This window comes from Methanomicrobium sp., assembly GCF_055145805.1.
Genome location: NZ_JBSREC010000119.1, coordinates 1 through 9628, shown reverse-complemented (window position 1 = coordinate 9628; position 9628 = coordinate 1). Strand labels below are relative to the sequence as shown.

The following is a 9628-nucleotide window of genomic DNA, read 5'->3' as shown; positions in this document are numbered from 1 at the left end:
ATAGGAGTAAGCGCAGGAAATATCTCGTCTTCAAAATATTCTTTGAGACATGATTTCTGCTTCTTTGAAAGTTCACGGAATTTGTGTATGTATATTTTGTTTTCTGTCAGGGATTTTAGAAGAACATCACGCCACAGACCATCTGATTCGTTTATCAGAGTCTTTATTTCTTTTCTAATCCTGGTTAACTGCTCTGTAGGAGTAAGACCATCCGGAGGCGATTTCAAAACTCCTCCTTTTATCTGTCGCCTAAGACCCGAGACACGAATCATCATGAATTCGTCGAGGTTACTGGAATATATTGAGAGAAATTTAATTCTTTCAAGCAAAGGATGACGATCATCTTTTGCCTCCTCAAGAACCCGACGATTAAATTCTATCCAGGAGAGTTCCCTGTTTATGAAAAGCTTGCGACAATCAGGTTCATTATCAGGCATGGCATTCCCTTCCATTTGATGTATATCAATTTATATCAATAATTTTGCCTTTTATCATGAAATATATTTTTTCACCCATGAGACATGCATGATCTCCCATTCTCTCGAGGTATCTTGAAACCATAACATATTCAATGCAGGTTGATATTGTTCTGTTATCTTCCATCATATATGTAATACTCTCACGGAAAATCATTTTCTGAAGATTGTCAACATCTTCTTCACGTTTGGCAAATGTCTTTAAGAAATTTACATCATTTCTTTCAAATGCATATAATGAATCAGAAAGCATAGATATAACGCATTCTGCCATATAACATATAGAACTCATAATTCCCAGATGATTCATTCCGGGCATATCCTCTATAAAATTTGAAATTGCTTTTGCATTTCTTCCAACCCTGTAAAAAGAAGTGTTCAGCTGATTTATACAGGTTATAGTTCTTAGATCATCTGCAACAGGCTGAAACAGGATAAGAAGACGAATACTATCCTCTTCTATTTTTTTATTGTATTCTGAAAGTCTTTTTTTTCTGGAGTGAACATCTATTGCAAGATTCTCGTCAAGATTATTAAGTGCTTTAAGAGAATCAGAGAACATATGAATAGAAAAATGTCCCATCTCTGCCGTCAGTTTTTTTAGTTTACTTATTTCTTCATGAAATTTATCTGCCATATCTGTGCCTCCTTTTTATCCAAATCTTCCAGTAATGTAATTATTTGTAAGTTCAATATCCGGTGCAGAAAATATTTTTTGAGTGTTTCCAAATTCAATTAACTCTCCAAGATACATGAATCCTGTAAAATCGCTCACCCTGGAAGCCTGTTGCATACTGTGGGTTACAATAATGACTGTGTAGTCTCTTTTTAATGCATCAATTAGTGATTCGATTTTTGTGGTTGCAATTGGATCAAGCGCTGAACATGGTTCATCCATTAGAATTATTTCAGGTTCTACTGCAAGTGTTCTTGCAATACAAAGCCTTTGCTGCTGACCTCCTGAAAGTCCCATTGCAGGATCATATAGTCTGTCATGCACTTCTTCCCATAATGCAGCCCTTTTTAGTGATTTTTCAACAATATCATCCAGTATTTTTTTATCTTTTATACCATGCACTCTCGGGCCATAGGCAATATTATCGTATATGGATTTTGGAAAAGGATTTGGATGCTGAAAGACCATTCCTATCTTCTTTCTCATATGAACAACATCAGTTCCGGAGGAATACAGATCTGTATTATGATACAGGATTTCACCCTTAATATTACAGTTATCCACAAGATCGTTCATACGATTGAAGCATCTTAGAAGTGTTGATTTCCCACAGCCTGAAGGGCCGATAAGAGCTGTTACATTGTTTTTATAAATCTTTATATCTACATCTTTCAGTGCCTGTTTTTCTTCATAGAAAAGATTAAGATCTTTTGTTTGTAGTATTATTTCCTGATTACCCATTTTTGATTCACCATTTTATTGATTTTTGATAATGATTTCGAATTAGAATTGCAAACATATACACAAGTACAACCAATCCAATAAGTACCAGCGCTGTTCCGTACTGATTTGTCTGTGCACCAGGAACATTTGTTGAAAGAACAAACAGATGATATGGAAGTGCCATTACAGGCTCAAATTCTGATGTAGGTAAAAATCTGGATGAGAAAACAACTGCTGTAAACATAATCGGTGCTGTTTCACCGGCCGCTCTTCCTATAGAGAGAATTGTACCTGTAATAATTCCCGGAAGTGCCGGCGGAAGAACTACTTTTCTGACAGTCTGCAATTTAGTAGCACCAAGAGCAAGACTGCCATGCCTGACAGACTGCGGAACACTTTTGAGTGCTTCCTCAGTTGTTCTTATGATTGTTGGAAGAACCATAAGTCCCAGAGTTATCTGACCGACAAGAAGACAGACACCCAGATCCATATATATGACCAAAAATGCAAATCCAAATAAACCAAAAACGATAGAAGGCGTTCCGTTCAGGAGATCTATTCCTGAACGAATTATTGATGTAATTCTGTTCTCTTTCGTATATTCAATAAGATATATTGCTGCACCAACGCCAATTGGAAGAGCAAATAAAATTGCACCGGCAACAAGATACAGGGTACCTAAAATTGCAGGGAAAATTCCTCCTGCTCTTCCAAGACTTCTTGGAGCCTGAGTCAGAAATTCCCAGGATATTGCCGGAAGACCGTTTGATATTATATTAAAGAGTATTATCGCAAGAGCAAGAAGAACAATTCCTGTCGAAAGATACAATAATCTAAATGCTAATTTCTGGGAATTTTTAGGAGTTATTTTGGAGATTATATATATGCCAATAATTAATGCTAAAAGCATAACTGCCGCAAGAAATCCTCCAATTAACCCTGATAATAAAATTAAACAGGAGTGAACTGCAATTTTTATATCCTTTGTGCCTGACCAGGGCATAAGATTTTTAAGGCTTAGTATTTTTTTAAATTTTTTAGAATCTCTTTTCTGTGAACTTCCCAGTTTTTTTATGATAAAAACTGATCCCAGATTTACTGCAAGAGTAATTAACAGAAGAAGAACAGCTACGCCAAAAAGAGCATAATAATGTTCACTGTTCACTGCAACTTCGCCGATCTCTATTCCAAGCGTTCCTGTGAGTGTTCTAATAGGGGAAAGCACATTTGTGATTGGATTAGGAATAATGGCCGCATTTCCTGTGACCATTAAAACAGCCATTGTTTCTCCAATTGCTCTGCCCATTCCAAGAATGATTGCAGCAGTGATGCCTGAAAGTGAAGCAGGAATTAATACCCTGCTTATGGTCTGCCAGTGTGTAGCACCAAGACTTAATGAACCATTTTTATATCCAACGGGGACTGCACTTATTGCATCTTCGGAAACACTGATTATTGTGGGCAAAGCCATAACCCCAAGAAGAATTGAACCTGCAAGCCATGATTCGCCTGAGGGTACATCAAATGTAATTCTAAGCCAGTCTGTCAGGACAACCAGACCAAAAAATCCATAAACAACTGAAGGAATCCCTGCAAGAAGCTCTATTGCAGGTTTAATTATTTTTTTGACTCTGAAAGGTGCAATCTCGGCCAGATATATTGCGCTTCCAATTCCAAGAGGTGTTGCAATAACCATTGCACCAATTGTTACAAGAAGTGTACCAACCCATAAAGGTAAAGTTCCATATTGAGGATTTTGTCCTGTCGGGTTCCATACAGAACCAAATATGAAATCATACAGATTTATTGTTTCAAAAGCAGGAACTGCTTCTTTTAACAAAAAAACCAGAATAAAGAATACTGTAAGAACTGCAAAAATAGCAGTAATAAACAGGAGGGTTTTTATTGAATTTTCAGAAAGGCGTCTAAGAACATCAGATCTTTCATTATTTTTGAAAGATAATTTGTGTGTTGTACTGCTCATTTGCTTTTAAATCCAAAAAATTTAAAAAAAGAATGCATAGAATTTTTAGGAATATATCAAAGATTATTTTCCATATCCTCGTAATATCCACAAAAATCTAAAAAAAAGTTTGAGAAATTTTTTCTCAGGACTTTTTTGCATTCTTTTTTTGGTGTTATTCTATTCTCTCAACAAAATCTCATCAGAGTTTTTTAAGCTACTGTTACGTATCCTTCTTTGGCAACTATTGCCTGTCCGTCAGGTCCCAGTAAAAAGTCAAGATATTCTTTTGCAAGTCCTGCAGGCTGTCCGTTTGTAAACATGTTAAGTCCCCTTGCCACAGGATATTTGCCATTCAGAACATTTTCAATCGTAGGTTCAATTATTGCACCATTACTGTCAATATTGAGCCCTTTAACGGTCTCATCAAGATATCCCATACTGACATATCCTATTGCGCCGGGAGTCTGTGCAACTGTCTGTTTTACAGCGCCGTTTGAATTCTTTTCAAGCTGTGTTGATACAAAATCCTCTTTATTCATAACTTTTTCATAGAAGAATTCTCTTGTTCCGGATGAACTGTCACGACCCACAACAACAATTGTCATATCTTTGCCGCCAATTTCATTCCAGTTGGTAATCTTCCCCAGATATATTTTTTTGACTTCATCAAGTGTAATATCTGAAACTGAATTATCCTTGTAAACAATCAAAGCTATTCCATCTCTTGCAACCACATGCTGAATCAGATTTGGATACTTTTCTTTCTCAGAATCTTTAAGTTCACGGGAAGCCATTCCAATGTCTGCTGTTTTCTCTCCAACGGCCTGAACTCCCACACTCGAACCTCCGCCGGATACCTGAATATCTGCATTTGCATTATCAATCATAAATTCTTCAGCAGCTGCCTGTCCGACTGGCAGAACTGTAGTAGAACCTGTGACTGTAAGCGTCTCAATTGCAGTTTTTGAAGGAATAACTGATTTATCGCCTGTTCCTGTGCATCCACATATAAATACTGCAAATATTACTGCTGCTACAATTGCAATAATTGTCAAACCAAATTTTTTTCCTGAATTCATAGGTTTTCTATCTCCAATACATAATTTGAGATGAGTATATAAAGGCATTCTCGAAATAGAATACAATCCGCCTGTACATCCATATAAAGATATGATTGAAATATATTTTATAGGTTGAAATATAGAAACCAGTATATGGATGTACGTAAAGTTCAGATGAGCGGGGGGTCTTCATATATTGTTTCTTTACCAAAAAACTGGGTGAAAAAGAGTAAAATAGAAAAAAATGATCCTATCGGACTTATTGAGCAGGATGATGGTACTCTCCTTATAACGCCTAACACAAGCGGAGATCAGATCCAAAAAGAATGGGAATGTGAAGTAAATTCTTCTACAGACAAAGTATTTTTTTTACGGTGTATGATTGGCGCATATATTTCCGGTTATACTTCAATGAAAATTCAGGCACAGGGAAGAATGCCTCCTTTTGCAAATGAAGTTATACGTGAATTTACAAGTATGGCAATAGGCCAGGAAGTTGTTGAAGAAACAAAAAATATGGTTCTTATAAAAGATCTTCTCAATCCTTCCGAGATGCCTATTAAAAATACTTTATCCAGAATGTCTGTAATTGTCACTAAAATGCACCAGGATGCTATTTTTGCACTTAAGGAAAATGATGAAAATCTTGCAAAAAATGTAATCTTACGTGATAATGATGTGGACCGCCTTCACTGGCTTATCGGGAGACAGACTAATCTTATCCTAAATGATGTAAATCTTTCAAGAAAGATGGATATTTCAAGTGAGACTGCCGTTCATTTCTTCCTTACAAGCAGAATAATTGAGCGTGTGGGTGACCATGCAAGTAAAATTGCAAAAAATATAAAAAAATTATCCGGTAAAAAAATCCCGGACAATATTCTGACTAATATTGAAAATGTGAGCTCAAATTCAATAAAAATATTTAATACAGGTATGGATTCATTTTTTAGTGCTGATATAATAAAAGCAAACCAGTCTATTGTAGATTCAGAATATATTGAAGAATATTGTGAAGAAATTAATACTGAATCGATGATCTTAGAGGCAGCAGTTGCAATTAATGTTGTAAATATTTCTGACAGCATCAGAAGGGTTGCTGATTATTCAGCTGATATTTGCGAAAATGTGATAAATGAAATTGTCGGAAGCAATAAAAAAATGTAGATGCCGGATTTTTATGTTGATTTGGTTTAATTTAATTACTAAAAAAAAGATATAATTTTAAATGCATTATGGTTTTAAAAAATTGACTGAGCTAATTAAAACCATTGATATTTTTAAAGTTTTGGCTTTCTTCATCCCCCTGTCTACAGCATTGGCAATCTTTTTAACAATTTTAAGTATGAGTGAAGGAATAACGTCAATTTTTCCTCACATATATTATATTCCTATAATTCTTGCTTCATATCTTTATTTAAAAAAAGGTTTTTATTTTTCTATAATTCTAACACTAGTTTACCTTTTCATCACTATATTCTTCTATTCAGATAATCAGGTAGAATTAATAGCAGCTGCAATTCGTTCTGTTGTTTTTCTTACAGTTTCGTTTGTAATCGTATATCTTAGAAACAAACAGAAAATAACAGAAACAAAACTTCTGTTGACTCAGTTTTCAATAGATACTGATCCGGAAGAGATTTATTTTACTAACAGGGAAGGCTTTTTTACATATTTCAATAGTGCAGTCTGCAAATCTTTAGGGTATACAGCAAAAGAAATTCAGAATATGGATATTTTTGAAATAAATCCTAAATTATCAAAAGAAATATGGGATAAATGCTGGGCACATATTCAAAAGAAAGGACATATAGATGTTGAAACCATCCATAAAAGATCAGACGGGACAACATATCCTGTTGAAGCCATTATGAATTATATCAGTTTCAATGAGGAAGAATACTCATGCCATTTTTCGAGAGATATTACAGAGAGAAAACAATATGAGGAATCTATAAAAAACTCGGAGAAACTAACTTCGCTTATACTTAACGGAGTGAGTGAAGGAATAATATTTTTGGATGAAAAATTCAGAATAATAAGAGCAAACAATTCAGCAGGATTACTGGTTGATTTAAATCCTGAGGATATGGCAGGAAAACCCTGTTATGAAATATTTTTTGGAGCAAATACTGTTTGTGAGGGCTGTATCGCAAAACAAACTTTAGTCACTGGAAAAGCGCTTGAATCAGAGATTACAGATTCGAAAGGAAGAATACTTCACCTGAAAACAAATCCTGTAACAAATGAAAAAGGCGAGGTCACAGGTATTGTTGAGACTCTGGTAGATGTTACCGAGAGCAAAAAATCAAAAAAAGCTCTTATTCAGGCAAATAAAAAACTAAATCTCCTTTCTTCAATAACACGGCATGATATTTTAAACCAGGTTACAGCAATTAAACTGGCCGGAGATCTGATAAGTCTTGACGGAAATATTTCTCCAGAAGATGAAACCGGGAATTACATAAATATTATATTAAACGCAACAGATACAATCCAAAAACAGATTGGATTTACAAAGGATTATGAAGAGCTTGGAACTGAGTCTGCTGCATGGCAAAATATAGACAGTGTCGTCAAAAAGGTAATCCAAAATACGATATTTGATAAAATTTCTGTTAAAACAAATATTTCAGGGCTTGAAGTCTATGCAGATCCTATGCTTAACAAAGTAATTTTTAATATATTTGAAAATTCACTTCGTCATGGTGGAAATATGACTGAAATAATTGTTAATTTCCTTCAAAAAGAAGACACAGGCATCCTGATTATAGGGGATAACGGCATAGGTATCCCTGATGATCTAAAAAAGACAATATTTGAAAAAGGAGTCGGATCCAATACAGGTCTTGGCCTGTACTTAACACGTGAAATTCTTGATATTACAGGTATATCTATAATAGAGAATGGTTTTTACAAAAAAGGAGTTAGATTTGAAATATCTATTCCTGGTAACCACTGGCGTTTTAAAAAATAAAATAATTTTTTTTATTGTTGCAATTTCTATTTAACCAGAAATTAAATTTGATGCAATACCTGCAAACAGTGTGGCTATATTTACTGCAATTATCTGTAGTGGAGGTTATATATCAATAATTTTTGAAATATTTGCATTTGCAAATTTTCCCAAAATTATATTAAGTGCATTTCCTGCAATTATTGCTTTTTTTGGAATTGTTATTACCATGGCCTGAGGTATAAAAGATATCTACAAGAATTGAATAAAACCTAATTTAAATTGTTTAAAAATCACTTTCCAAATACCTGATTCTATCAATAGAATAAATACTATTAATCCCTCTTTTCCGGTACTGCTTAAGTATCCTGACAATTTCATTTAGTTCTATCGGGCGATATTCTGTAAGTTCACAGGATACATTGATTGTCCGGTTTATGAAATTTATAAACGGGTAGTCACACATTCTGCTGTTATGTGTATGACCGTGAATTATCCATCCGTCATAATTTTTCGGAGCATCTTTTGGATTGTGAACAAATAAAAATTTAATATTCTTATAATTTATTTCATATTCAGGAAATGATTCACAATTGATTTTATCATGATTTCCTCTGACAAATATTTTTTTTCCGTTTAATCTCTCTAAATATCTTTGGAATGTTGAAAAATCAGCGTTATATGTCAGATCGCCTGCAAAAATTATAGTGTCTTTATGATTTACAGTAAGGTTCCAGTTGGATATAAGAGTCTCATTCATCAATTTAAGATCATTTGCTCCAAAAGGACGGGCAGTCATATCTATTATATCTTTATGATCCAGATGAAGATCTGATGTTACATAGATCTTTTCTGTATTTATTTTATCTGAGTTATGATTGATTTGAGATAGCTGATAATTTTTAACAATCCTGTATTTTTCCAAAATATTATTTATTATTTTTTTATCATCCGGACGGATCCATTCCTGGATTGGAAGACTATATTCACGGTATTTTTTATTGTCTCTGTTAATAATTATGTTTAATATATCAAATGAGTAACAAAAATTTCTGGGAGTATGAATCGGCCTTTTATTTATCCTGTATATAGTTTCGAATAATATTTTTGAGAAAAACGAGATTTTTTCTCCAAGAATTTTCCATAAAAATTCAATTTCAGCATAATTTTTACTTTCCGCTATCAGAATATTATAATTGTCTTCCTTGTTGTGAAACCTGAAATTTGCGTCAATTCCACAGTTTGCCAAATCATTTTTTAATTTTTGAAATATCTCTTCACTTTCACCAAGAGTCCCAACTGAAAAAAACAAACGATGATTTCCTTTTTCATTGTGCTTTTTCCACCCATTTATCTTAAAAGGGAGATATCTGACATTTTTAAAACAATTTGTTGTAACAGTTAAAAATTTTTTAAATTGATCTTTATCGCTAAGATTAATCTGAAATACAATTATCTCAGGTTTGTCAGGATATTTCAAATAGGGAGCGGCTGTTTTCACCTCATATATCCTGTCTAATATTTTTTTTTCAGAATTTAAGAAGTTTAATGATAATTGCACATTATATTTCAAAATTCAGTATCTCCTGATGTTTTCAAATTCTTCTTTTATTAAGAGTCTTATATCTTCAATATCAATACCTGACTTTTGTTTTTTTAGGAGTTTTTCCATTGTCCTAATACCTTCACTTACTGTATTTCCATATTTTAGTACAATCTCTATTGCGTCTTCCTGAATTCTGATTACTTTAGACATGTTACATTATGCAA

8 protein-coding genes and 1 pseudogene are annotated in these 9628 nt (G+C 33.7%); 2 read left to right on the top strand and 7 right to left on the bottom strand.

Features of this window, described 5'->3' with window-relative positions; all coding sequences use genetic code 11:
• From ACTB1O_RS11040 to ACTB1O_RS11020, 5 genes and pseudogenes are all read right to left on the bottom strand, one after another.
• Window positions 1-437 (bottom strand): annotated as a pseudogene (locus tag ACTB1O_RS11040) (RNA degradosome polyphosphate kinase); the annotation flags it as partial.
• 25 nt (window positions 438-462) lie between these two features.
• Window positions 463-1113, bottom strand: coding sequence for a phosphate signaling complex protein PhoU (gene phoU / locus ACTB1O_RS11035; RefSeq protein WP_462995190.1), 651 nt, complete (start codon window positions 1111-1113; stop codon window positions 463-465).
• Window positions 1114-1128: 15 nt separating this feature from the next.
• The gene (gene pstB / locus ACTB1O_RS11030) at window positions 1129-1893 is read right to left on the bottom strand and encodes a phosphate ABC transporter ATP-binding protein PstB (RefSeq protein WP_462995189.1); all 765 of its coding nucleotides are present in this window, start codon (window positions 1891-1893) and stop codon (window positions 1129-1131) included.
• Between the two features lie 7 nt (window positions 1894-1900).
• A complete protein-coding gene (gene pstA / locus ACTB1O_RS11025) occupies window positions 1901-3859 on the bottom strand; it encodes a phosphate ABC transporter permease PstA (protein WP_462995188.1) in 1959 nt (652 codons plus the stop codon).
• A 191-nt stretch (window positions 3860-4050) separates the two neighbouring features.
• Window positions 4051-4920 (bottom strand): phosphate ABC transporter substrate-binding protein, encoded by an 870-nt coding sequence (locus ACTB1O_RS11020; RefSeq protein WP_462995187.1) that lies wholly within the window; start codon window positions 4918-4920, stop codon window positions 4051-4053.
• 135 nt (window positions 4921-5055) lie between these two features.
• Here ACTB1O_RS11020 and ACTB1O_RS11015 point away from each other — a divergent pair, with 135 nt between their 5' ends.
• Complete coding sequence (locus tag ACTB1O_RS11015; RefSeq protein WP_462995186.1) at window positions 5056-6069, top strand: PhoU domain-containing protein; 1014 nt, start codon at window positions 5056-5058, stop codon at window positions 6067-6069.
• Between the two features lie 178 nt (window positions 6070-6247).
• On the top strand, window positions 6248-7879 hold the full coding sequence (locus tag ACTB1O_RS11010; protein WP_462995185.1) for a PAS domain-containing protein: 1632 nt from the start codon (window positions 6248-6250) through the stop codon (window positions 7877-7879).
• Between the two features lie 265 nt (window positions 7880-8144).
• On the opposite strand, the gene ACTB1O_RS11005 is transcribed toward ACTB1O_RS11010, so the two are convergent.
• Window positions 8145-9431: a metallophosphoesterase gene (locus ACTB1O_RS11005; protein ID WP_462995184.1), complete on the bottom strand. Its 1287-nt coding sequence runs from the start codon at window positions 9429-9431 to the stop codon at window positions 8145-8147.
• A gap of 3 nt (window positions 9432-9434) precedes the next feature.
• Complete coding sequence (locus ACTB1O_RS11000) at window positions 9435-9614, bottom strand: hypothetical protein (RefSeq protein WP_462995183.1); 180 nt, start codon at window positions 9612-9614, stop codon at window positions 9435-9437.
• Between the last annotated feature and the right edge of the window lie 14 nt (window positions 9615-9628).

What these genes read in the sequence shown, in the direction of transcription:
- ACTB1O_RS11000 (WP_462995183.1), bottom strand. Translation starts at nt 9,614, where the DNA reads ATGTCTAAAGTAATCAGAATTCAGGAAGACGCAATAGAGATTGTACTA.
- phoU (WP_462995190.1), bottom strand. Translation starts at nt 1,113, where the DNA reads ATGGCAGATAAATTTCATGAAGAAATAAGTAAACTAAAAAAACTGACG.
- ACTB1O_RS11020 (WP_462995187.1), bottom strand. Translation starts at nt 4,920, where the DNA reads ATGAATTCAGGAAAAAAATTTGGTTTGACAATTATTGCAATTGTAGCA.
- ACTB1O_RS11010 (WP_462995185.1), top strand. Translation starts at nt 6,248, where the DNA reads ATGAGTGAAGGAATAACGTCAATTTTTCCTCACATATATTATATTCCT.
- pstB (WP_462995189.1), bottom strand. Translation starts at nt 1,893, where the DNA reads ATGGGTAATCAGGAAATAATACTACAAACAAAAGATCTTAATCTTTTC.
- pstA (WP_462995188.1), bottom strand. Translation starts at nt 3,859, where the DNA reads ATGAGCAGTACAACACACAAATTATCTTTCAAAAATAATGAAAGATCT.
- ACTB1O_RS11015 (WP_462995186.1), top strand. Translation starts at nt 5,056, where the DNA reads ATGGATGTACGTAAAGTTCAGATGAGCGGGGGGTCTTCATATATTGTT.